Origin of the sequence: Shewanella abyssi (genome assembly GCF_023284025.1) — a bacterium.
In the GTDB taxonomy this organism is placed as follows: Bacteria; Pseudomonadota; Gammaproteobacteria; order Enterobacterales; family Shewanellaceae; genus Shewanella; species Shewanella abyssi.
Window position 1 is genome coordinate 20,000 of record NZ_JAKIKR010000002.1, and the last position, 22,856, is coordinate 42,855.

At 42.6% G+C, this 22,856-nt stretch carries 27 protein-coding genes; 23 read left to right on the forward strand and 4 right to left on the reverse strand.

Features of this window, described 5'->3' with window-relative positions:
• Nucleotides 1–10 precede the first annotated feature (10 nt).
• The 6 genes from secF (at nucleotide 11) to L2755_RS01590 (ending at nucleotide 3,955) form a co-directional block, all read left to right on the forward strand.
• Nucleotides 11–958 (forward strand): protein translocase subunit SecF, encoded by a 948-nt coding sequence (gene secF, locus L2755_RS01565; protein WP_248978996.1) that lies wholly within the window; start codon nucleotides 11–13, stop codon nucleotides 956–958.
• A 288-nt stretch (nucleotides 959–1,246) separates the two neighbouring features.
• Nucleotides 1,247–1,564 (forward strand): putative signal transducing protein, encoded by a 318-nt coding sequence (locus tag L2755_RS01570; RefSeq protein WP_248978997.1) that lies wholly within the window; start codon nucleotides 1,247–1,249, stop codon nucleotides 1,562–1,564.
• Nucleotides 1,564–1,923, forward strand: coding sequence for a rhodanese-like domain-containing protein (locus tag L2755_RS01575; RefSeq protein ID WP_248978998.1), 360 nt, complete (start codon nucleotides 1,564–1,566; stop codon nucleotides 1,921–1,923). Before L2755_RS01570 ends, L2755_RS01575 begins: the two co-directional genes overlap by 1 nt.
• Before the next feature lie 34 nt (nucleotides 1,924–1,957).
• Entirely contained in the window at nucleotides 1,958–2,869 is a 912-nt protein-coding gene (locus L2755_RS01580) for a precorrin-2 dehydrogenase/sirohydrochlorin ferrochelatase family protein (protein ID WP_248978999.1), read from the forward strand.
• 135 nt (nucleotides 2,870–3,004) lie between these two features.
• Complete coding sequence (locus tag L2755_RS01585) at nucleotides 3,005–3,547, forward strand: YaeQ family protein (RefSeq protein ID WP_248979000.1); 543 nt, start codon at nucleotides 3,005–3,007, stop codon at nucleotides 3,545–3,547.
• Between the two features lie 165 nt (nucleotides 3,548–3,712).
• A complete protein-coding gene (locus tag L2755_RS01590) occupies nucleotides 3,713–3,955 on the forward strand; it encodes a YecH family metal-binding protein (protein WP_248979001.1) in 243 nt (80 codons plus the stop codon).
• Nucleotides 3,956–4,038: 83 nt separating this feature from the next.
• On the opposite strand, the gene L2755_RS01595 is transcribed toward L2755_RS01590, so the two are convergent.
• Nucleotides 4,039–4,443: a phosphate-starvation-inducible protein PsiE gene (locus L2755_RS01595; protein WP_248979002.1), complete on the reverse strand. Its 405-nt coding sequence runs from the start codon at nucleotides 4,441–4,443 to the stop codon at nucleotides 4,039–4,041.
• Between the two features lie 207 nt (nucleotides 4,444–4,650).
• Nucleotides 4,651–5,454: an inositol-1-monophosphatase gene (gene suhB, locus L2755_RS01600; RefSeq protein WP_248979003.1), complete on the reverse strand. Its 804-nt coding sequence runs from the start codon at nucleotides 5,452–5,454 to the stop codon at nucleotides 4,651–4,653.
• Nucleotides 5,455–5,612: 158 nt separating this feature from the next.
• Between suhB and trmJ the strand changes: the two genes are divergently transcribed.
• The 13 genes from trmJ (at nucleotide 5,613) to L2755_RS01665 (ending at nucleotide 17,830) form a co-directional block, all read left to right on the forward strand.
• Nucleotides 5,613–6,377 carry a tRNA (cytosine(32)/uridine(32)-2'-O)-methyltransferase TrmJ gene (trmJ, locus tag L2755_RS01605; protein WP_248979004.1) on the forward strand — a complete coding sequence of 255 codons (765 nt, stop codon included), beginning with the start codon at nucleotides 5,613–5,615 and terminating at the stop codon, nucleotides 6,375–6,377.
• 15 nt (nucleotides 6,378–6,392) lie between these two features.
• On the forward strand, nucleotides 6,393–7,214 hold the full coding sequence (gene cysE, locus L2755_RS01610) for a serine O-acetyltransferase (RefSeq protein WP_248979005.1): 822 nt from the start codon (nucleotides 6,393–6,395) through the stop codon (nucleotides 7,212–7,214).
• A 196-nt stretch (nucleotides 7,215–7,410) separates the two neighbouring features.
• The gene (gene iscR / locus L2755_RS01615; RefSeq protein ID WP_248979006.1) at nucleotides 7,411–7,872 is read left to right on the forward strand and encodes a Fe-S cluster assembly transcriptional regulator IscR; all 462 of its coding nucleotides are present in this window, start codon (nucleotides 7,411–7,413) and stop codon (nucleotides 7,870–7,872) included.
• Nucleotides 7,873–7,954: 82 nt separating this feature from the next.
• Entirely contained in the window at nucleotides 7,955–9,169 is a 1,215-nt protein-coding gene (locus L2755_RS01620) for an IscS subfamily cysteine desulfurase (RefSeq protein WP_248979007.1), read from the forward strand.
• Nucleotides 9,170–9,209: 40 nt separating this feature from the next.
• The gene (iscU, locus tag L2755_RS01625; protein WP_248979008.1) at nucleotides 9,210–9,593 is read left to right on the forward strand and encodes a Fe-S cluster assembly scaffold IscU; all 384 of its coding nucleotides are present in this window, start codon (nucleotides 9,210–9,212) and stop codon (nucleotides 9,591–9,593) included.
• 14 nt (nucleotides 9,594–9,607) lie between these two features.
• On the forward strand, nucleotides 9,608–9,931 hold the full coding sequence (gene iscA / locus L2755_RS01630) for an iron-sulfur cluster assembly protein IscA (RefSeq protein WP_202289119.1): 324 nt from the start codon (nucleotides 9,608–9,610) through the stop codon (nucleotides 9,929–9,931).
• Nucleotides 9,932–9,948: 17 nt separating this feature from the next.
• Complete coding sequence (gene hscB, locus L2755_RS01635; RefSeq protein ID WP_248979009.1) at nucleotides 9,949–10,473, forward strand: co-chaperone HscB; 525 nt, start codon at nucleotides 9,949–9,951, stop codon at nucleotides 10,471–10,473.
• Nucleotides 10,474–10,545: 72 nt separating this feature from the next.
• Nucleotides 10,546–12,408, forward strand: coding sequence for a Fe-S protein assembly chaperone HscA (gene hscA, locus L2755_RS01640; RefSeq protein WP_248979010.1), 1,863 nt, complete (start codon nucleotides 10,546–10,548; stop codon nucleotides 12,406–12,408).
• An 8-nt stretch (nucleotides 12,409–12,416) separates the two neighbouring features.
• Entirely contained in the window at nucleotides 12,417–12,755 is a 339-nt protein-coding gene (fdx, locus tag L2755_RS01645; RefSeq protein ID WP_248979011.1) for an ISC system 2Fe-2S type ferredoxin, read from the forward strand.
• Between the two features lie 135 nt (nucleotides 12,756–12,890).
• Nucleotides 12,891–13,088, forward strand: a complete 198-nt coding sequence (iscX, locus tag L2755_RS01650) for a Fe-S cluster assembly protein IscX (protein WP_248979012.1) — start codon at nucleotides 12,891–12,893, stop codon at nucleotides 13,086–13,088.
• A gap of 198 nt (nucleotides 13,089–13,286) precedes the next feature.
• Nucleotides 13,287–13,457 carry a hypothetical protein gene (locus L2755_RS01655; protein ID WP_248979013.1) on the forward strand — a complete coding sequence of 57 codons (171 nt, stop codon included), beginning with the start codon at nucleotides 13,287–13,289 and terminating at the stop codon, nucleotides 13,455–13,457.
• A gap of 214 nt (nucleotides 13,458–13,671) precedes the next feature.
• Nucleotides 13,672–14,103 (forward strand): nucleoside-diphosphate kinase, encoded by a 432-nt coding sequence (gene ndk, locus L2755_RS01660; protein WP_101089040.1) that lies wholly within the window; start codon nucleotides 13,672–13,674, stop codon nucleotides 14,101–14,103.
• A gap of 874 nt (nucleotides 14,104–14,977) precedes the next feature.
• On the forward strand, nucleotides 14,978–17,830 hold the full coding sequence (locus L2755_RS01665; RefSeq protein ID WP_248979014.1) for a TonB-dependent receptor plug domain-containing protein: 2,853 nt from the start codon (nucleotides 14,978–14,980) through the stop codon (nucleotides 17,828–17,830).
• Nucleotides 17,831–17,921: 91 nt separating this feature from the next.
• On the opposite strand, the gene L2755_RS01670 is transcribed toward L2755_RS01665, so the two are convergent.
• Together L2755_RS01670 and dusC are read right to left on the reverse strand one after the other, a co-directional pair.
• Nucleotides 17,922–18,278: a TraR/DksA C4-type zinc finger protein gene (locus L2755_RS01670; protein ID WP_248979015.1), complete on the reverse strand. Its 357-nt coding sequence runs from the start codon at nucleotides 18,276–18,278 to the stop codon at nucleotides 17,922–17,924.
• 114 nt (nucleotides 18,279–18,392) lie between these two features.
• On the reverse strand, nucleotides 18,393–19,349 hold the full coding sequence (gene dusC / locus L2755_RS01675) for a tRNA dihydrouridine(16) synthase DusC (protein ID WP_248979016.1): 957 nt from the start codon (nucleotides 19,347–19,349) through the stop codon (nucleotides 18,393–18,395).
• Nucleotides 19,350–19,735: 386 nt separating this feature from the next.
• On the opposite strand from dusC, the gene L2755_RS01680 reads away from it, so the two are divergent.
• The 4 genes from L2755_RS01680 to L2755_RS01695 all read left to right on the forward strand — a co-directional run bounded on the left by L2755_RS01680 (nucleotide 19,736) and on the right by L2755_RS01695 (nucleotide 22,800).
• Nucleotides 19,736–20,209 carry an HvfA family oxazolone/thioamide-modified RiPP metallophore gene (locus L2755_RS01680; protein ID WP_248979017.1) on the forward strand — a complete coding sequence of 158 codons (474 nt, stop codon included), beginning with the start codon at nucleotides 19,736–19,738 and terminating at the stop codon, nucleotides 20,207–20,209.
• Between the two features lie 78 nt (nucleotides 20,210–20,287).
• Nucleotides 20,288–21,124: an HvfB family MNIO-type RiPP peptide maturase gene (locus L2755_RS01685; protein WP_248979018.1), complete on the forward strand. Its 837-nt coding sequence runs from the start codon at nucleotides 20,288–20,290 to the stop codon at nucleotides 21,122–21,124.
• Nucleotides 21,124–21,885: an HvfC family RiPP maturation protein gene (locus tag L2755_RS01690; protein WP_248979019.1), complete on the forward strand. Its 762-nt coding sequence runs from the start codon at nucleotides 21,124–21,126 to the stop codon at nucleotides 21,883–21,885. The genes L2755_RS01685 and L2755_RS01690 overlap by 1 nt, the downstream gene beginning before the upstream one ends.
• A gap of 546 nt (nucleotides 21,886–22,431) precedes the next feature.
• Entirely contained in the window at nucleotides 22,432–22,800 is a 369-nt protein-coding gene (locus L2755_RS01695) for a YbaN family protein (protein WP_248979020.1), read from the forward strand.
• The last annotated feature ends 56 nt before the right edge of the window (nucleotides 22,801–22,856 follow it).

A 22,856-nucleotide genomic window follows, 5' to 3' on the forward strand; every position in this document is an offset into this window, starting at 1 on the left:
GGAAGTTGAAATGTTTCAGATTTTAAATATCAAAGGCTCCGTCAACTTTCTGCGTCATGCTGTACCTATTAGTATCCTTTCTGCGATATTAGTGCTGGGCTCGTTAGGGTCTTTAGCAACAAAGGGTATTAATTGGGGGTTGGATTTTACCGGTGGTACTGTTGTTGAACTCGAGTTTTCGAATCCAGCAAATCTGTCCGCAATACGTGATGGGCTTACATTAGAAGCAACTGATGGTGCGATAGTACAAAACTTTGGCTCAAGCCGAGACATTCTTATTCGTCTTCCTGTTAAAGAAGAGTTTAAGAGTGATATTCAGGTTGCTCAAGTCATGGGCGCCGTGACTCAGCTAGATCCTGCTGTCATCCAAAAACGCGTTGAGTTTGTTGGACCACAGGTCGGTAAAGAGTTGGCTGAACAAGGTGGTTTAGCGGTATTGGTTGCCTTGATATGTATTCTTATATACGTATCTTTCCGTTTCGAATGGCGCTTAGCCATGGGGGCGGTTACGGCATTAGGCCATGACGTTATTATCACCTTAGGTGTCTTTTCTCTATTCCAAATAGAGTTTGACCTCACCGTATTAGCAGGTGTACTCACCGTTGTGGGTTACTCGCTAAACGATACGATTGTGGTATTTGACCGTATACGTGAGAATTTCCTTAAGTTGCGTAAAGGGACTCCTGTAGAAGTCGTCAATACATCGATTACTCAAACAATGAGTCGTACGATTATTACAACGGGCACTACGTTGGTCGTGGTTGTGGCCTTGTTCCTAAAAGGCGGCACCATGATCCATGGTTTTGCTACGGCTTTGCTAATGGGAATTTTCGTCGGTACATTCTCTTCAATCTACGTCGCTAGTTTCTTAGCGATTAAACTTGGGATCAATCGTGAACACATGATGCCAGTAGAGATTGAAAAAGAGGGTGCAGATCAAGATACATTAATGCATTAGTCATTATGTTGATGTTTAAAAGCCACCTTTAAGGTGGCTTTTTTGTTTTAATCACTATGCTATTACCCAACGGTAGGGTATCTGACTAAGATTCATTTCTCTATAGGGTATTTATATTGAACGATAAAACAGCGCTCGACAGTATAGATGCTTTAGCAGTAGCATATAGGCCTATTCCAATGCGAATTAATATAAACAAGACTGGTTAATAATGTCTTATCCACGTTTATTGTTAGTCGTATCGGCTTATAAAATATTGCCATTAGTGCAATTGCAGTAGGAAATAACATGGACGATAAAATGCGGTTACTTGCAGCTGGAAACTTGTTAGAAGCACATACTTGGAAAGGTATGCTTGAATCTAGCGGTATTTCCGTAGAACTCAAAGGTGAAGCGCTATTAGGAGGGGTGGGTGAGTTACCGACAGGGATACAAAATGTAGAGCTTTGGGTATATCAGAGTGATTACCAGAGCGCAAAAAAACAGATGGCCTCGTTAAATGCGGAACGTCCGCAATGGAAGTGTGTCAACTGCCATGAAGTTAATGAGTCAAGTTTTGAGCTGTGCTGGAATTGCAGCGCTGAAAGAAGTGAGCAATACAGCTGATGAAACATAATCCTGCATTTTTGGCCCTAGTAGAAACTATTCTTCCCCACATTACTGAAATCACCATTGAGCAATACCAGTCACAACAAGACTGGGTTTTACTTGATGTGAGAGAAGACCATGAGTGGAATATTAATCATCTGCCTGCAGCGCATCATTTAGGCAAAGGGATCATTGAACGAGATATCGAGACCCGCTTTCCTGATAAAACGACACCTTTAGCCTTGTATTGCGGTGGTGGTTACCGCTCGGCGATGGCCGCCTTTAACTTACAAGTTATGGGTTATTCTAAAGTTGTCTCACTCGCAGGTGGTTATAAAGCATGGCTTGAGAGACAATTGCCGCTTGTTGAAGGTTAGTTCTTTTTGTTAGCTGTAGAGGTCGATTCGCTTAATGCAATATTTTCCGTTGTTTGTAGATACCCAGTCTTTGAAAGTATTAGTCGTCGGCGCCGGCGATGTTGCCAGCCGTAAACTGGATCTGCTTTGCCGCACAGAAGCTGAGGTGCATGTTATTGCATTAGAGATAAGCGCTGAAGTCACGGCTTATCAGCAACAAGGACGCATTACACTTGAACAACGACCCGTAAGGGAACTCGATATTGAATCCTGGGATCTAGTCTATTTGGCAACAGCAGATAAATTGCTAAATGAGACGTTAGCGACTGTCGCCAAGCAGCGTAATATATGGGTTAATGTGGTGGATAATCCAAGCTTTTGTCGATTTATAACTCCCTCTATTGTAGACCGAGGTCGATTACAAATTGCAATAAGCACAGCGGGGGCTGCGCCTGTTTATGCACGGGAGCTTAGAGCAAGACTCGAATCATGGTTACCACAGTCGATTACGCCACTGTTTGATTTTATTGCAGAACGCCGACAAGATGTTCAAGTAAAACTGCCTATTTTTAAAGAAAGACGATTATTTTGGCAACGTTTCTTCAAGCTTAATCAATCTCGGTTTGACGAACAAACAATGTCTCACTATCAAGCGAGTTTTTCACAGCAAGATGGACAAGGGGAGCTGTTACTGCTTGATATAACCATTGATGCCGAACTTCTGCCAATCGCCGCGATGCCTTATCTGCAAAAGTTAGATATTGTCTTTAGTAAACAATCGATGCCACACTCTCTCAATGAATTACTGCGGCGAGACGCCGCGCGTGACAGCAATTGGAGTGATAGCAGCCTCAAGCAAGCACTGAAAGAGGGGGCGCACTGCTTAGTCTGTGCTGATGTTGACGAGATCATGCGACTAGCCACACTGTTTCCGCAAGCCAAGCGCTTCAAATTAGGGGCGATCTAACCTGAAAAATTCATACTTAATTTTGTTATCAATAACGATAGCAGCCTTATGCTTAGCCCTTTTTTGGGGGAATATAATACTTAATGCAACGGGTATAAGGTACACTTAGCCGCAAATCTCTTGTCGAAAAAACTCATGGCCTTAAAAGCAACAGTATATAAAGTATCTATCCAAATCGCCGATATGGACCGCGCTTACTACAATGATCATCAATTGATGTTAGCTCAACATCCTTCTGAAACCGATGAACGTATGATGGTAAGACTGCTCGCCTTCGCGATGAATGCCAGCGAATCTTTAGCGTTTAGCAAGGGCATGAACGTTGATGACGAACCCGAGCTGTGGGATAAAACCTTATCAGGTGAAATTGACCTCTGGATTGAGTTTGGTCAAAGTGATGAGAAATGGATCCGTAAAGCCTGTGGGCGAGCAAAGGCGGTGCAACTTATTACCTACGCTGGCCGTAGTGTACCTATTTGGTGGAAACAGAATGAAGCTGCGCTTGCACGTTACAAAAACCTGACGGTCATCAACATCCCTGAAGATGCGGTAAAAGCCATGGGGCAGCTGGTTGGCAAAAATATGGCTTTGCAAATTAACATTTGTGAAGGTCAGATCTGGATCTCAGATGAGAATGACAGTGTGTTAATTGAGCCAGAGTTATTAAAGGGCGAATAACAGACTCACTTCATGGGGATATACTCAGATTAAAAAGCCAGTCATATGACTGGCTTTTTTGTTTTACTGTATGCCAAAGTTAAAGATTGCCGCTTAGATCAAAGTTTAACAGCTGAACTTACAGTATAAAGTGTTTAATAAATACAGCTTTAATTTTGAGGGTATATGTCAGATTCAATCCACGGTCATCAAGTTATGGAACTCATGCTGCAGCATGGTCAGTCGTTGTCACAAGAGGCGCTTAAAGCGTTAATGCATAAGACGTTTGGCGCAGATGCTCATTATCATACTTGCTCTGCGCAAGAGATGAATGCAGAAGAACTGATTGCTTTTTTAGAGAAGAAAGGTAAGTTCATTCATTCAGAAGCTGGCATTGCGACTGCGGCAGATCGAATTTGTAATCATTAATCACTGTAAATTGTGTAAAACCATAAAAAATGCTCAAAGTGTTAGCTTTGAGCATTCTTGTTTTCAGCAATCTTAGATTGTGATCAATCAATGTCCTTCGGGCGAGGATAGGGCAATTTAAGCTGACCCCAGCGAATAACTATCACGGTAGCCGCTAAAATTAATGTGGACAATGAGATCGCCATAATACGCCAGTCGTCCATTGCTTTCATATCTAAAATTAGATAACGCGCTAACGCTACAATGGCAATGTAGAGTGGCATTCTAATCGGTAGTTTTCCAGATTCCGCATAATGCGAGACCATAGCTAATACTTCAAGATAAATAAATAGCAGTAGTAAGTCCGCTAAAGTAACCATTCCCGCGTTTAAAATATGCACTATCTCTTGCCCAATCGCAATAATAGTGGCGATAGCAATAATGATTAATACTAAATGCTCAACGGCTTTGATACTTGAAATACCGTATTTTCGAAACATTTTATCCATGTTACTCCCTAATGCAGTCGTTTCATAAAGAGTACCAGTAAATTGTATAAATGCGATGTCAGCTATGTGATGTTTTTCACAGTTGTGTGTTTTATATGGAGATATCAGTATTTTTAGCTGGTTTGGGTATAAGACAATAAGCCACAAAAAAACCGCCTAATTAGGCGGTTTTTAAAAATGTCCAAATAATTTATAACCAGCTTATCATTAACGCTTAAGCGCTTCGCTCAATAATGGGCGGAATGATTTAACAAGTGCAGTTGTTGTTTTTGGGTTACCTGCAACGATATTTCCTGATGTTAGGTAGTTATGGTTGCCAGTAAAGTCAGTGACTGTGCCGCCAGCTTCACGAACAATCAAATCACCTGCAGCGATATCCCAAGGCTTAAGGCCTATTTCAAAGAAACCATCAACACGGCCCGCAGCAAGGTAAGCTAAATCTAACGCAGCAGAACCTGCACGACGTAAATCAGCACATTCAGTGAATGTTAAAGCAAAAAGCTTCATGTACGTTTCAGTATGCTGTTTTGCTTTGAATGGAAAGCCAGTTGCAATGATATTGTCGCTGAGGTTATTTCTTGGCTTAACACGAATACGGAATTCATTTAGCTTGGCAAATTTCCCGCGTACAGCTGAGAAAAGCTCATCACGAATCGGGTCATAAATAACAGCAACTTCTGTTTTACCTTTGAACTGCATCGCAATTGATACAGCAAAGTGAGGAATACCTCTGACGAAATTATTAGTGCCATCCAGCGGGTCTACGATCCAAACGTAATCTTTATTAGCGCCTTTGTTCTCACCTGACTCTTCACCAATGATAGTGTGATCAGGGTAAGCCTTACGGATCTGGTAGGTAATTGCAGCTTCAGCTTCTTTATCTACGTTAGTTACGAAGTCATTAGCCCCTTTTGAAGTGACTTCTATACGGTCTAATTCCCCGTAAGCGCGAACGATTAATTGGCCGGCAGCGCGAGCAGCGCGCACAGCAATGGTATGCATTGGAAGCATTGCAAATCCCCTGGATGTAAAAGAACAGATATAAATTATCGGAGCCGAATTATACGTGTTTTTTCGATGATATCAAATGCTGATTTTTGTATAAGTAAAAATAGCAGGCTTGTGTTAACATATTTTCAAGTGTTCTCTCATTTAAATTAAGACATTTCATGCTCAGTAATATTCGCGTCGTTCTTGTCGGTACATCCCACCCTGGCAATATAGGTTCAACAGCCCGTGCTATGAAAACCATGGGGTTATCCACTTTATATCTAGCTGAACCTAGGGTTGCACCTGATGGTCATTCCGTGGCGTTAGCCGCCGGGGCTTCAGATATTTTAAAACATGCAATTACAGTAGCTTCTGTTGAAGAGGCTATTGCTGATTGTAGTTTAGTCATAGCGACCAGCGCGCGAAGCCGCACACTGGATTGGCCTATGCTAGAACCAAGAGAGGCTGGCGAAAAACTGGTTGCATCGGCACTTGCAGGCCCCGTTGCTATCGTATTCGGACGTGAAAATAACGGCCTTTCCAACGAAGAGTTGCAGCGCTGCGATTATCATGTCGCGATACCTGCTAATCCTGAATACACCTCGCTGAACTTAGCGCAAGCTGTTCAAATAATCTGTTATGAGGCGCGAGTAGCGCATCTTGCTCAGGTTCAGAAGGAGTTTGATAGCAATAAGCCTGACGGATTTGTTGAGCCTGAAATTGAATATCCATTTTCAAAAGAGCGCGAAAACTTTTTTGAACACATGGAAAACACGCTCTTATCGACCCAATTTATTGTGAAACAACATCCAGGTCAGGTGATGACAAAACTACGTAGGTTATTTAGCCGCGCTAGAATCGAACGTCAAGAGATGAATATCTTGCGCGGGATTTTGACGTCTGTAGATAAAATCGTCGCTAAGAAAGAAACCAACGATAAGTAAAAGGAATGAGTTAGCATGGGTGTTATCGCAAGACTTAAAGATGATATAGCGTCTATCTACCATAGAGACCCTGCTGCGAACGGGACAATTGAAATACTGTTCAACTACCCTGGCATGCAAGCAATATGGATCCATCGGATCAGTCATAAGCTATGGGTTCGAAAATGGCGTTTGCTAGCACGCTGTCTATCTACGTTTTCACGTTGGTTAACCGGTGTTGAGATCCACCCTGGTGCAACCATCGGCGACCGCTTCTTTATTGACCATGGCATGGGCGTTGTCATTGGTGAAACTGCTGAAATTGGTAATGATTGTACGCTTTATCACGGTGTTACACTCGGTGGAACAACTTGGCAATCTGGCAAGCGACATCCGACGCTTGGCAATAATGTGGTTATTGGTGCGGGGGCAAAAATCCTTGGACCTATAACCATGAATGACGGCGCTCGCGTTGGTTCCAATTCAGTTGTTGTCAAAGATGTCCCGATGGACACCACTGTCGTTGGCATTCCTGGTCGCGCGGTTGCTAGCCCTACTGAGCAGTCTAAAGAGCAATCAGACCGACGCACTGAAATGGCCAAAAAATATGGTTTCGATGCCTATGCCGTCGCGCCCGATAATCCAGATCCCGTTGCAAATGCCATCGGCCAAATGCTAGATCATATGCATTTGATGGATTCAAAAGTACAGGAAGTGTGCCAAGCCGTACAAACTTTGGGTGGTAGTGTGTGCACTGAGAAACTTCCTGAACTTGAAGTTGATGATTTTAGTGAAGCTGAATTAGCGGCTGCGCAAAAACGGCAGAAGTCATTAGATGAGTTTGATCCCATTATCTAGATTTATGTGCGCCATTTTTACTAAATGCCATTGAATCTTGCCTAATAAACAGGTTAAATACCCCAGTAAAATGACGGGGTATTTAGTCCCAGCCATGCTCTTTATAATACTTGACCAATTCACTAGGTTTTATACTTGACTAAATTACTCGGGTATGATGAAATTACCCTATGCTTTTTTGGGAGACGTAGTAGCAATGAAACTTACATCTAAAGGTCGATATGCTGTCACTGCAATGTTAGATGTTGCAATGCACTCTACCGATGGTCCAGTACCATTAGCGGACATTTCAGAGCGTCAAGGGATCTCTCTATCTTACCTAGAACAACTTTTCGCAAAACTAAGAAAAAATGGGCTTGTATCTAGCGTCCGTGGCCCTGGTGGCGGATATCGCTTAGGGACCGACGCCAGCGAAATTTCTGTGGGTATGGTGGTACGAGCGGTTGATGAATCTGTCGATGCCACTCGTTGTCAAGGGAAGGGTAACTGTCAAAGCGGAACCCAATGCTTAACTCACTCTTTATGGGGAGATTTAAGTTCACAGATTTCAGACTTTTTGAATGGCATTTCGCTTGCCGGATTAATGCAAAAAAGAGATGTGCAATTTATCTCGGTGAAACAGGATAATTTGCAGCAGGAGCAGAGAGTCAGCGTTTAGCGGTCTCTGTTATTAATATAAAAATAATTTTTGTACGTTGTAAGTGGTAGCACAATGGCTGCCACAAAGTACGGAGTGTGTGATGAAGCTACCTATCTATTTAGATTATGCTGCGACGACGCCGGTTGACCCTCGCGTTGCAGAGAAAATGATGCAATGTATGACTATGGACGGCATTTTTGGGAATCCAGCGTCTCGCTCTCACCGTTACGGTTGGCAAGCAGAAGAAGCTGTTGATATTGCTCGTAACCAGGTTGCTGACCTTATCAATGCCGATCCGCGTGAAATTGTATTTACCTCTGGTGCGACAGAGTCTGACAACCTAGCGATTAAAGGCGTTGCTCACTTCTACCAGAAGAAGGGCAAGCACATCATCACCAGTAAAACAGAACATAAAGCGGTGTTAGATACCTGTCGTCAGCTTGAGCGTGAAGGTTATGAGGTCACTTATCTTCAGCCTGAAGCGAGCGGTCTTATCCCTGTTGCTATGATTGAAGCGGCGATGCGTGACGACACGCTACTGGTTAGTATCATGCAAGTTAACAATGAGATTGGTGTCATTCAAGACATCGATGCTATCGGTGAACTTTGTCGTTCACGTAAAATTGTCTTCCATGTTGATGCTGCACAAAGTGTTGGCAAATTGCCAATTGATGTTCGAAAGACAAAAGTCGATCTGATGTCTATCTCTGCTCATAAGATGTATGGCCCAAAAGGTATCGGCGCATTGTATGTTAGCCGTAAGCCTCGCATTCGTTTAGAAGCGGCTATGCACGGTGGTGGGCATGAACGTGGTATGCGAAGTGGCACCTTAGCGACACACCAGATTGTGGGTTTCGGTGAAGCTGCTGCCATCGCAAAAACCGACATGGAGTCAGATAACCAGCGCATCCGTCGTCTACGTGACAAGTTATGGAATGGTATTAATCACATTGAAGAGACCTATATCAATGGCGATAAAGATCAAAGACATTGCGGTAGCTTAAATGTCAGCTTTAACTTCGTCGAAGGTGAGTCTTTGATGATGGCACTTAAAGATCTTGCTGTCTCGTCAGGTTCTGCGTGTACCTCCGCTAGCTTAGAGCCAAGCTACGTGCTTCGTGCTCTTGGTTTGAATGACGAAATGGCACATAGCTCAATTCGATTCTCACTGGGTCGCTTTACGACTGATGAAGAGATCGACCATGCAATAGAAACAATTAAAGAATCTATTGGTAACTTAAGGGAGATGTCTCCGCTTTGGGAAATGTTCAAAGACGGAATTGACCTGGACTCAGTCCAGTGGGCACACCACTAACCTTAACGATATTAACGAATAGATAAACTGGAGCAGTATCATGGCTTATAGCGAAAAAGTAATAGATCATTATGAGAATCCACGCAACGTTGGTTCGTTTGATAAAAACGATTCATCAGTTGTCACTGGAATGGTTGGCGCACCTGCCTGTGGTGATGTAATGAAGCTACAACTGCGCATTAATGATAAAGGTATTATCGAAGATGCTAAGTTTAAGACATACGGTTGCGGTAGCGCGATTGCGTCTAGCTCATTAGTCACAGAATGGGTCAAAGGTAAAACAGTAGCAGAAGCAGGTGCTATTAAGAACACCGACATTGCTGAAGAACTTGCATTACCCCCTGTTAAAATTCATTGTTCGATTTTGGCTGAAGATGCCATTAGAGCTGCTCTGGATGAGTATAAATCAAAGCAATCGAAGTAATACCTGGAGTTAAGATGGCAATTAGTATCACTCCCGCAGCGGCAGATCGAGTTAAAAGCTTTTTGGCTAGTCGCGGCAAAGGTCTAGGCTTACGTTTAGGGCTAAAAACATCAGGCTGTTCTGGTATGGCGTACATACTGGAGTTTGTTGATGACTTGAACGATGATGATGAGCTATATGATGTCGATGGTGTGAAAATCATTATCGATGCAAAAAGTTTTATCTATCTTCAAGGGATTGAGTTGGACTTCATTAAAGAAGGCCTTAACGAAGGTTTCCAATTTAACAACCCTAACGCTAAAGGTGAATGTGGTTGCGGTGAGAGTTTCACCGTATAAGCTTTAAAAGTTAAACTATGAATTATTTTGAGCTGTTTAGTTTATCTCCTTCCTTTGATGTCGACACCGCCATCCTTGCAGAGCGCTACCGCGATCTGCAAAGGGCGGTTCATCCCGACAAATTTGCTAACGCAAGTGAACAAGATAAACGCTTGTCAGTACAACGTACTGCACAAATCAATGATGCCTTTCAAACATTGAAAAATCCAATCCAACGCGCTGAGCACTTATTGGCCCTTAAAGGGCTAGAGTTAAGTCACGAGTCTACTACGCTTAAAGATACTCAATTTTTAATGCAGCAGATGGAGTGGCGAGAATCTCTTGAAGAGGTTAGCGATAGTGATGATCCTGAAGCCGAAATAGAAGCGCTTTATGCGTCTTTTGAAGCATTTGCAAAGCCGATCACAGCAGCACTAAAAGTGCTATTGTTGAGTGATTTAGTCGCTGAGCATTTGCAGGCAGCGGAGCAAATTCGTAAACTTAAGTTTATGGCAAAATTACAAGATGAGTTGGCAAGAGTGGAAGATGCGCTCTTTGATTAGTCAGCTGGTTTTAATTTTATAATTCTGTTGGCTCAATAATCTTGGGCCAACATTTTTTTAAGTTGGATATATATGGCACTTTTTCAGATCGCAGAGCCTGGACAGACTGCTGCTCCCCACCAACATCGTCTTGCCGTGGGCATCGATTTAGGTACAACCAACTCCTTAGTTGCCGCCGTTCGTAGCGGTGAAGCAAACACCTTAGCTGATGAGAGCAGTCTGCATTCATTGCCGTCAGTGGTTCGATATACCCAGGATGCAGTCTTTGTTGGACGTGAGGCTGAAGCCTTTTCAGCGCAAGATCCACAAAACACCATTGTGTCGGTTAAGCGCTTTATGGGCCGTAGCCTTGAAGATATTCAATCAGGTAGCCAAACATTTCCTTATGCTTTCGAAGCGAGTGAAAATGGACTGCCTATTTTTGTGACGCCTCAAGGTAGAGTTAATCCAGTACAAATCTCAGCAGAGATCTTAAAGCCGTTAGTACAACGTGCTGAAGCGACACTCGGCGGTACCTTAGAAGGCGTCGTTATCACTGTGCCAGCCTATTTTGATGACGCGCAGCGTCAAGGCACCAAAGATGCGGCAGCATTAATTGGCGTTAAAGTGCTGCGTTTACTTAATGAGCCGACAGCGGCAGCAATCGCTTATGGGTTAGACTCAGGTAAAGAAGGGGTCATTGCTGTTTATGATCTTGGCGGCGGGACGTTCGATATCTCTATTCTTCGCTTGAATAAAGGGGTATTTGAAGTCTTAGCAACCGGCGGCGACTCTGCTCTCGGTGGTGATGATTTCGACTATATGCTACAAGCTTATTTCCAACAAGAGTGGTCACTGCAACAGTTAAGCGCGAGTTTAAGTCGTAAGTTGCTTATAGAAGCTCGTCGCGTTAAAGAAGCATTGACCGACAATGAGAGCACGACAGCAAACGTTGTTGATGACAAGGGTACTGAGCTGTCGTTAGCCGTTTCTCGGGTAACTTTTGACAGCATGATCAGCAAATTAGTTAAGAAAACCGTTTCAAGCTGTCGCCGTGCGCTACGCGATGCAGGTGTGAGCACTGAAGAGATCCTTGAAATAGTCATGGTCGGTGGATCCACACGGGTACCATTGGTGCGAGAAAATGTGAGCCATTTCTTTGGTAAAACGCCTTTGACATCGATAGACCCTGATCGTGTCGTTGCAATTGGTGCTGGGATCCAAGCTGATATTCTAGTGGGTAACAAGCCTGAATCAGATCTGCTGTTATTAGACGTTATTCCGTTGTCATTAGGCGTTGAAACCATGGGCGGGCTGGTTGAGAAAGTGGTTTCACGTAATACCACTATCCCCGTTGCTCGTGCGCAAGAGTTTACAACGTTTAAAGATGGTCAAACAGCAATGGCATTTCATGTGGTTCAAGGCGAGCGTGAGCTCGTTGCTGATTGTCGCTCACTAGCTAAGTTTACGCTTAAAGGGATCCCGCCGTTAGCCGCAGGAGCCGCACATATACGAGTGACATTCCAAGTGGATGCTGATGGATTACTCAGCGTAACGGCAATGGAGAAGTCAACGGGGGTTAAAACCAGCATTCAAGTTAAACCATCATTCGGTTTATCAGATACTGAAATCGGCACCATGCTAAAAGATTCAATGGCCAATGCGAAAGAAGATATTACTCGTCGTATGCTCGCCGAAAAACAGGTCGAAGCTGCGAGAGTATTAGAGTCGCTTAATGCCGCTTTAAGTAAGGATAGTCAGCTGCTAACGGCAGAAGAGCTTTCTTCTATTCAGAGCTTTATGGCCTCACTAGCACAACTTGCTAGCGAACAAGACACCGATGCTATTGAAAAAGCAATCGAAGCATTAGATAGCGTAACGCAGGACTTTGCTGCTAAGCGTATGGATAATTCAATAAAACTGGCACTCAAAGGCCAGTCAGTTGACAATATATAGGTCCCAACATGCCACAAATAGTATTTTTACCACACGAAGAATTATGCCCAGAGGGTGCAGTTGTCGAAGCCAATGAAGGTGAAACCATATTAGACGTTGCTTTGCGTAACGGTATCCATATCGAGCATGCTTGTGAGAAGTCTTGTGCATGTACGACTTGTCACTGCATCGTGCGTGAAGGGTTTGATGAGCTGGAAGAGAGCGATGAGCTTGAAGATGATATGCTTGATAAAGCTTGGGGTTTAGAGCCCGAAAGCCGCCTTTCTTGCCAAGCAAAAGTACCCAGTAGTGATTTGGTCATTGAGATCCCTAAGTACACCATTAATATGGTCAGTGAAAGCCAGTAGTCTTGCACTACAATATCGAAACCAGTAGCTTGGCTACTGGTTTTTTTTGCCAAAAAACGCTATTCCAAGTACAACCACCTTCACCCTACCGAGATTGGTTTATACTCAAATCATGTAGATTCGATGGAGCTGGGTATGGAACTTAAATGGATTGACTCGCAAGATATTGCATTAGAACTTTTGGAAAATTATCCAGATGTTAACCCCGAGTCTATTCGGTTTACCGATCTGTGTGATTGGGTGATAAAGCTTGAAGCATTCGATGATGATCCCAACCATTGTAATGAGCGTATTCTGGAAGCAATCCAAGCTCACTGGATTGATGAGAAGTGAGACTAATTGTCATCACTTGCTTGAGCTGTTGTGATCTAAATCATGTAAGTCGATATCTAATATGTGAAAGAAACGTAGGATTGATCAACATCAAGTTCACCTTCAGTGTTTGATTTTAGGCTAGCGTCACGGTTATGACTTTACTATGCACAGTAGTAAAAGTGATAAGTTTCAGCCATTAATCAAAGGAACGTTAATATGAGCAAGTTTCTAATTCTAGCCTTAACATTACTCACTCCAACCTTAGCTTTTGCCCATGAAGGTCATGGTGGTCTTGGGCTATTTCATCACTTTATGGATCTCGCACCCGCACTGGCATTATTAGTGGTGATTGCAGCTGGCGTAATGTGGGTTAAAAACCGGAAGTAACTCAGTCAATAGCGGCAGAGTACATTCCCTTAGCGGTAAATCCAGAAGCCAAGTTTGGCCACATTCATTGTTGAACTGTGATCTGATTGGCTTTTATGCATTTCTAAATCCGACATATCTCTATTTGATAGCACTATAAGGGTAGGCAATTAGGCATTAATTTCGTATAATCCGCGCGAAATTAAAACCCGTTTATTTAAGAAGGAAGCTTTTCATGGCTATCGAACGTACTTTTTCTATCATTAAGCCTGATGCTGTTGCAAAAAACCACATTGGCGCTATCTACAACCGTTTTGAAACTGCTGGCCTGAAAATCATCGCTTCTAAAATGGTTCACCTAAGCCAAGAACAAGCTGAAGGCTTTTACGCTGAGCACAGCGAACGTCCTTTCTTTGGTGCACTAGTTGCATTTATGACATCTGGCCCTATCATGGTTCAGACGCTTGAAGGCGAAAATGCTGTTCTTGCACACCGTGAAATCTTAGGTGCTACTAACCCAGCTGATGCTGCGGAAGGTACTATCCGTGCAGATTTCGCTGAAAGCATCGATGAGAACGCTGCACACGGTTCTGATTCAGTTGCTTCTGCTGAGCGTGAAGTAGCATACTTCTTCAGCACTGAAGAGCTTTGCCCACGTACTCGTTAATTTGAGACGTCGCTAAGATTTAAGAAAAGGAGCCTCATGGCTCCTTTTTTATGCTTTTTTATTGATTATTTCCTAGAGGCATCGAAGCTTTACACTTAGGCACATTTCGAATTTTTCTTTAGTCACTACTCCTTATTCCCCCCTCTTTTATTGTGGCTGTCACAATGTTTGATTTCGGCCCTCCTAGCTAGATTAATGGCTCAATGCAAACTATGTAGCAGCAGTCAGCGTTATATTTTTAACACTGTTAATTAGATCTGAATACTAATTGACCGCTAATTTTTATTTAATAACGTGGTATTACAAATTTATTTGTTAACAGATAGGTTAGTTTGGTTATTGGTAATGTAGCATTGACTAATTACTAGGCTGTTATTAATTTATTTGCCGATAAGCATCACTATGGTTGTTGCAAATTTGTATCTTCTTATATAGCTATATAACCCATTATTAAGTGATATCTAAATTGTATTGCTCTTCCTTACTGCGTTGTATTTTAGATGCTATTCTCAATTATGGTATATTTTGCATTTTGCATTTTGTATTCTGTATTTATTATATGTATAAATGATGTATCGGTAATGTTGCAAAGGTTAACACTTGCAACTTGCGTGATTCATTTGTTATTTCGATACTAGCCCTTGGCGGGGTTTTACTATGTTGTTGTTAATTAAGAATTTTGTATTTATTTCGTTGGACTTGTAAATGTGACCTGTATCAATTTATGTCTTTTGGGTTATTTTAATGTAATTGCTATTGACACTTTTGGTTATATTTAACAGTATTAACCCCGAAGAATTAACTTCTATATGAATATTAAAAACAAAAATATAACAATTTCGACGTGTAACGTAGAAAATTGAAGGGGAAATATATGAGCTCGATGACCTTAACAGCAAGTGCAATTCGCAAAAGCTTTATTGCAGTTGCAGCGAGTAGTGTGGCTTTATCTGGATTTTCTTTTGCAGAAGATGCAGCAGAAGGAAATACGGCAGAAGAGAAAGTTGAACGCATTCAAGTTACCGGTTCACGTATTAAACGTGCCGATATGGAAACATCTAGCCCAGTAAGCATTATTGATGCATCTGCTATTATGGCAGGTGGCTCAACTTCTATTGACGACGTTTTGCAGAAAATGACGTCAACGGGTGGAGCAATGGTGAATGCGGCAGTCAACAACGGCTCTGGGGGTGATGCAAGTATCAACCTACGTGGTCTGGGTTCAAACCGAACGCTAGTATTGGTTAATGGTCGTCGTATGATCGCTTCAGGGACAGGAGCTGCATCTACTGTCGATTTAAACACTATCCCAGTTGCAATGATCCAACGTATTGAAGTGTTAAAAGATGGTGCTTCTGCCGTTTATGGTACCGATGCAATCGCTGGTGTGGTTAACATTATTTTGAAGCGTGATTTCGAAGGTTTCGAAATGAACGTTCAAACAGGTATCTCTGGCCAAGGCGATGCAGACGAGAGCAGTATTGACTTTGTCATGGGTAACTCATTCGATAAAGGTAATATTGTTATCGGTGGCCAGTACACAAAACGTGGCGAAGCGAGTCAGGCCGATCGTGATTTCTCTAATTGCCCAATATCTGAAGGGGCTGATGGTCTATATTGTGGCGGCAGCTCATATTCTCAAGGCGGTCATATCTGGGGTGATTCGCAGCATCTGATGACAATGAGTGGCGTCGATGAAGAGGGTAATGCAATTGTTATCAATGGTGACTCTGGTTACTACGGTAAATACGTTCAAAGACTTAATGATGATGGCACTGTTTGGTTAGATGATGACGGCATGTCAAATGATGCATTCTACAACAGTTGGACTGCAATAACGGATACAGCCTCAGTTTACTATGACGCAACCGTTGATCCTACATTTGGCGACAGAAGTGTTCCAGACATCAGTGGTCGTGGTGGTGAATACCATGATTTCACTAATGACGATAAATACAACTATTCAAAAGATAGCTATCTATCAACGCCAATGGAGCGTTTGAACCTATCTTTCTCTGGTACTTATGAGCTTTCAGATTCAATCACGTTCTTCACTGAAGCAATGTACTCTAAGCGTTGGTCTGAGCAGCAAATGGCACCACAGCCAATTTGGAACAGCGCAGCTTGGGCTTATGATTCATCTTGGATGAACAAAGAACTCGTGGGTTTGGTTCAAGAGGGTGAAAAGTTAGATTATGGTCGTCGAGTCGTTGAATCTGGCACTCGTGACTTCACTCAAGTTGTTGATACTGTGCGTATTGTTGTTGGCTTAGAAGGCGAGTTCGACAATGGTTGGACATGGGATGCATCATACAATAAGGGTAAGAACGATTCAGTTGACACTCTTGCTAACCTGCATAACATAGGTTCAATTAATGATGCTGTTTTAGACAAAACCTTTGATCCATTTACTCAGTCTTCTTGGGAAGGCGAAAGCATCGCTCCTTATATCTATACTGAAATAAATAGTGGTGGTAGTGAGTTAGATATTGTTGCAGCGACACTTTCTGGAGAGGTTTTTGAGTTACCTGCTGGTATCGTAGGTTTCGCTGCTGGTTATGAGTTCCGCAAAGAATCTGCACATTTCACGCCTGATTCTTTGACTGCACAAGGGCTAGCGAATGACCCTCGTGTTGAACCAACATCGGGTGAATTTGATGTTAATGAAATTTATGCCGAATTGGCAATTCCGTTATTAAGCGATTTACCATTAGCACAGCAAGTTGAATTGAGCGCTGCAATGCGTTATTTCGATTACAGTACATTTGGTTCAGACAACACGTGGAAACTTGGCTTAACTTGGCGCATGACTGATGACTTAATGGTTCGTGGTGGTCTGTCTACTGCATTCCGCGCTCCAACAGTTGATGAGTTATATGGTGGTAAATCACCCTCATTTGAACAAATTGTTCACCCAGCGTCAGAGCAATCTCAAGCGGAAGTCACGGTGGGCGGTAACCCACTACTAACACCTGAAGAAGCAGATATTACTACACTTGGTTTAGTTTATTCTCCGAGCTTTGTTGAAGGTTTATCGTTCACATTTGATTACTTTGATATCCAAATCAGTAATACCATCACATCAGTCGATAATAACTACATTGCTAATCAGTGTTTGGATGAGACTGGTAATCAGATTAACTCGGGCACCGCATTATGTCAGTCGGCTAACATCGCTATTGACGGTACAGGTAGAATCACTTTCGATAATGGTCTACAAAATATTGGTGAAACCAATACATCGGGTTTCGATATCAACGTAGCTTATGCGTTTGAAGGCTTCGGACTAGATTGGAAAGCCGGTCTTGATTCTTCAATTTTAAGTGATTATGAAGAGTTTGATCAAGACGGTAATGCGGTTGACTATCGTGGCTACATCACCGGTGGAGCAGGCGCATTTGCTGAGATCAAAACTAACTTCAACTTAAGAGCATCAGGTGATAACTGGAGTGCTACCTACGAAGCTCGTTACATTGACGGAATGGATTCATTTGCTTGTAAAGATGATCCAGCTGATTGTTATGCACCAAGTGTAGATAGTATTGTTTATCACGATCTATCAGCAACCTATGATGTGAATAATACACTTCGTCTATCGGGCGGTGTAAACAACATTCTTGATGAAGAGCCACCGTACTACTCAGGCAACAATGACTCAAACACAGATCCGTACACTTATGATGTACTAGGTCGCTACTTCTTCGTAAGAGCAAGTGTTAAGTTCTAAAATACTTTTTAGATAATAAAAAACCTCCTTGAACGGAGGTTTTTTTATGTTTGCTAGCATCAAAATAAAGTATAGAAACAACTTATCACTATTAGTGGTTTAATCTAAGTTCTTGACGATGTTCCCGTTTGAATTGGCTATTACAATTTAAACAGCGCTGTTCAAGTGGATCCGCTGCTAATAGTTCTGCTTCGATATCTGATTCACAATCAGAGCACACGCCATACAAACCAATGTCCAGTTGGCAACAAGCTGCATCGAGTTGCATTAACTTAATAAATAATGGGTTATCGCATAAATGTGCTTGGGTCATTATTTCAATGAGCTCACACAGGGAATAATTATGCTGGTCCTTTAGCTTGGCCCGGATCTCTGGGAGCGCACCAATCTTCTGTCTTAACTCCGATTCAATACCGGATAACATCTGTTTGATTTGGTTCGTACTCACGGTTTTGCCTACAATTATTGACTTTCGACTTATCAGTCTAAACATGTCACGGCAACGGGTAATGACGAAGATCAAATCAGCGAGCATTATTACTAATAATAACCAATTATTCTGTTAATTAGCCTTTTGCTGGTACAAATTGGTATTTGCCGCCTGCAGTGCATTGATAATCTCTGCTGCTGTTTTGTAGATCCTAAGCTCGCGAAATAAAGTATCGGCTTCGGGATATTGACGATTGAGATAATTAAACCATTGTTTAATTCTGGCAGGATAATAGGTGCTTTTACGGCCAGCAAGTTCTCGGTCGGTATACTCCAGCATCAGCGCCAGTGATTGTTGCCATGTATAGGGTGTCTCACCTTTAATACTGGCAGCAAGATTAGGTAACGAAATAGCGCCGCGTCCCACCATTATGCTGTCACACCCCGTCACTTGCATACAGCGCTGTGCATCTTGTTGGCTCCAAATCTCGCCGTTAGCAATAACAGGAATAGGCAGTTTGGCATTAATGTCGGTAATGTATTCCCAATATGCAGGTGGCTTGTAGCCATCAACTTTACTTCTGGCATGTACCGCAAGCTCACTGGCTCCCGCTTCGTAAATAGCCAGTGCATTCTCCATATAGAGAGACTTATCATTAAAACCGAGGCGAATTTTTGCGGTTACCGGTTGATCATCTGGCACTGCATCTCGCATGGCTTTGACGACATTATATAGCTGCTCAGGATATTGCAGCATCACTGCGCCGCCGTTACTGCGGTTAACCATTTTAGCAGGGCAACCAAAATTAACGTCGACTCCTTTGGAGCCTAGCTCGATTGCTCTCAGCGCATTTTCAGCCATCCAACCAGGCTCTTGTCCCAAAAGTTGCACCCTAACGGGTGTGCCTGAAGCTGTTTTCCCATCGGTTTTCAGTTCAGGACAGATACGGTAGAACACTTTTTCTGGTAATAACTGATCAACGACACGTACAAATTCCGTCACCATTAAATCATAGGGATTGATTGCCGAAAGAATTTCACGCATTAAATCATCAACAACACCTTCCATAGGCGCCAAAATTATTCGCACAGAACAGTCACTCATCAGTTTTAAAAGGCGCTGCATTCTACATCATGCACCGTGTGGCACCAAACGAAAGCGAGTAATAGAGTGATCTCGTGGCGGTAGCATTTAGTATTGTTACTGGGTTGTTGTTTTTTCAGTCAACCTCTATTGGGTGTTAGCTAAGTACTATTTTGTGGCAATTTTTTATGTCAAATATCGTGAAAACAGGTACTAAACAGTAGTGAATAGATATAAACAATGTTTGCACTATCAGCTTTTTTGCGCCATAAATGTGATGATTGTAGGATAAATGAAATTTATTTGTAGCTGCACAGGTCTCTTTAAGCAAGCCAGCAAAATACATTGTTGGTAACCGAAATACTGTAGATTAAATCAAGAAGGAAGATATTATGAAACTCGTTAATAAGACTGCTATTACTGTTGCCGTTGGCGCTGTTGTGCTTGGAAGCTCTTTGGCTGCATCTGTTCAAGCAAGCCCATTTGGTTATAGTGAAATGCAAGCCGGTTACCAGCTAGTCGAAGGCGAAGGCAAGTGTGGAGAAGGTAAATGCGGTGCAGATAAGAAAAAAGCCAAAGAAGGTAAGTGTGGTGAAGGTAAGTGCGGCGAAGACAAGATGAAAGCCAAAGAAGGTAAATGTGGCGAAGGTAAGTGCGGCGGCGACAAGATGAAAGCCAAAGAAGGTAAATGTGGCGAAGGCAAATGCGGCGGCGACAAGATGAAAGCCAAAGAAGGTAAGTGTGGCGGCGACAAGATGAAAGCTAAAGAAGGTAAATGTGGCGGCGACAAGATGAAAGCTAAAGAAGGTAAATGTGGCGGCGATAAGAAAGCTGAGGCAGAAGGTAAGTGCGGTGGTTCAAAATAAGCTTTCTGCTGAGTAAGACAGGGTCAGCGTTTGCTGGCCTTATTTGTTGATAAACCCCTAAATTGACGGACGTGCAGTATGACAAATAAAGGACAGGTGGGTCTTGGGCTAAGGCGTGAAATGTTGGCTGAGTTCTGCCAAGGAGTTCCGAAAGCTATCGGTTTTTTCGAAGTCGCCCCCGAAAATTGGATGACACTGGGTGGCAAGTTTGGCCGTCAGTTTAGGGAATTAACAGAAAAACATCAGTTTTATTGCCATGGTCTATCATTATCGATCGGTAGCCCCGCGCCACTGGATATTCAGTTTGTCAAAAACATCAAAGATTTTCTCAATCTACACCAGATAAAAAGCTATTCTGAGCATTTGAGCTATTGTTCTGGCTCTGGCCATATGTACGACTTGATGCCAATTCCTTTTACCGGTGAAGCCGTTCGTCATGTGGCTAAGCGGGTTAAACAAGTTGAAGATATTATTGAACGTCCATTAATATTAGAGAATGTGTCATTCTATGCCGCGCCTGGCGCTGAAATGTCTGAGCTGGAGTTTGTTACCGCCGTAATGGAAGAAGCAGATTGTAAGATGCTGCTTGACGTCAATAACATCTATGTGAACTCGATTAACCATCAATATGATGCGCTTGAATACCTAAAAGCGATGCCGACAGAAAGAATTGAATACTTACATATCGCGGGTCATTATGAAGAAGCTGAAGATTTAGTCGTTGATACCCACGGCGCTGATATTGTTGATCCTGTTTGGAAGCTCTTGGAGGCATGCCATCAGTATCATGGTGTTTTCCCGACATTGCTCGAGCGAGATTTTAATATTCCAGCAACCAGTGAACTGTTGTTAGAAATTAATCAGATCCATGACTATCAAAACCGTCATATCGCCAGCTTAAAAAGGAGCGCTTGATGAGTTTTATTGACACACAACAAAACTTCATGGAATACATTAAAGATCCATCTAAGCCGCTGCCTGAGGGGATTGAAGCTCGGCGGATGAATATTTACCGCGAACTTTTTTTCAACAATATTGATGGCTTTGTCTCTAATGCCTTTCCAGTATTAAAGACGTTATACAGCGAACAAGACTGGCAGCAACGTGTGCAGCAGTTTTTTGCTATTCATGACTGCCAAACGCCTATTTTTATTGAGATAGCACAAGAGTTTCTGTTGTTTTTGCAGACTGAATATACGGCAACAGAGATCGATCCTCCCTTTATGCTGGAACTGGCCCATTATGAATGGCTAGAGCTTGTGGTGGCAGTTGCACAAGAGAACCCAAAGCAAAGAGTTCTCGATATGGCGGCAATGGATGCCGACGTTATCTCAACAATGACCTTGAGTGTCTCTGCTACATCGCAAATAGCGCAATACACATTTGATGTACAGCATATTAGTGAAGATTATCGGCCACAACAACCCACAGTAAATCCACAGTTTTTTTGCATCTATTCTGACTTCGAAGATGAGGTAAGCTTTTTACAGCTAAATCCGCTCACTGCGCAGGTTTTGGCTTATATGTCGCAATTTGAATCTGTCCAATGTGTCGATCTGATTGATTGGTTATTAGCGACTTTTACTGATATTGAACCTGCAGTATTACAACAAGGCTGTGTTGAGCTATTACTGCAGTTGAGCGCTAAAGGGATAATTAGAGAATTTATTGCTTAATAGACTTTCTATCGCTGTGACGAAACCCTATAATGGCGGCAAAAATTGATCTAGATCAATAATTGCCGTTAACAACAGTCGTCGAGGAAGTCATGAGTCAGCCGTTTAAAGACCCATTTAACATTGTTTATTTTATTGGTTTTATCCTGGTAATGTTGTTGCCGACATTGCCAGCAAGCCTATCTTGGTTAAAGGTAATGGGGCTGATTTAAGCTGCCTTTAACTTTCGCTCAGGTATACCCATCCAACTTGAAAATGCTCGTTTCAGAGGCGTTGTGCCAGTTCAATTTTAGGCGCATTAACGTAGAAATGGTTATTCCCTTTTAAGTGAGTGCAACAACGAAGTGAGCTTGCACAACGCCTTCTACGATGGGTTTTAATGGGCTTTACTCTGTGTTATTGATTTTACCAAGGGAGCGACCATTAGTGGCAATCAATGCCTTGATTAAAGCCCATTAAATTCCCACTGAATCCTGCTTCTTCAGGTAGGATGGGTATATACTAGCCACTCTTTTGAGTGGCTTTTTGTTTTTTTAGGCGGTACTGATGGCGTTAAAACGTGGTTTCTTTCTTCTAGCAGGTCTTTGTAGCCTCGCATTAGGCTTATTGGGTATTTTATTGCCTATACTGCCAACGGTGCCGTTTATCTTATTGGCTGCTTATTGTTTTGCTCGTTCAAGTGACAGGCTATATCAATGGTTGATGTTGCACCCGTGGTTTGCTGATGCGCTGCAAAATTGGCAGGCAAAAGGCGCTATTCGTAAGGGGCTGAAGAGGAAGGCGTATATTGTCAGCAGCTTTAGTTTTATCGCCAGTATCACAATCGTGCCGCTAATTTGGGTCAAGGTGATGTTGGTCTGCACCGGAACAGCGCTAATAGTTTACCTGAGAAGCATTCCTGAAATTGATGAATAGCGATATCACTGTATTGTTGCATCATGCTGAATTAAAAACTTAAATTAAGCTGCCGC